Source organism: Dysgonomonas sp. 520, assembly GCF_010501095.1.
Taxonomy (GTDB): Bacteria; Bacteroidota; Bacteroidia; order Bacteroidales; family Dysgonomonadaceae; genus QVMP01.
In genome coordinates, this window is sequence record NZ_QVMP01000016.1 from 82,556 (window position 1) to 83,171 (window position 616).

Genomic DNA, 616 nt, shown 5'->3' on the forward strand with positions numbered 1-616 from the left:
TTTAGTCTTGCTTGGTGTTATGACAATGGAGAAGGAGTAGAAAAGGACATGTCTCAAGCTGTTTATTGGTATCGGAAAGCTGCAGAGCAAGGGTTACAAACAGCACAATTTAATCTTGCTTGGTGTTATGACAATGGAGAAGGAGTAGAAAAGGATATGTCTCAAGCTGTTTATTGGTATCAACAAGCAGCAGGACAAGGGTTGCAAGCGGCACAATTTAATCTAGCTTTGTATTATCTAAATGGAAAAGGAGTAGAAAAAGATATGTCACAAGCTGTTTATTGGTATCGGAAAGCAGCAGAACAAGGGTTGCAAGATGCACAATTTAATCTAGCTTTGTGTTATGACAATGGAGAAGGAGTAGAAAAAGATATGTCACAAGCTGTTTATTGGTTTCGGAAAGCAGCAGAACAAGGCTATGTAGCGGCACAATTTAATCTAGCTGTGTATTATAAAAAAGGAGAAGGAGTAGAAAAGGACATGTCACAAGCTGTTTATTGGTATCGGAAAGCTGCAGAGCAAGGGTTGCAAGAAGCACAATTTAGTCTTGCTTTATGTTGTAAAGATGGAGAAGGAGTAGAAAAGGACATGTCTCAAGCTGTTTATTGGTATCGGA

1 protein-coding gene is annotated in these 616 nt (G+C 39.0%); it reads left to right on the forward strand.

Going from position 1 to position 616, the window contains the following annotated elements; translation table 11 throughout:
• The coding region (locus tag D0T56_RS10800) for a tetratricopeptide repeat protein (RefSeq protein WP_163320167.1) at positions 1-616 on the forward strand (616 nt) is incomplete at both ends.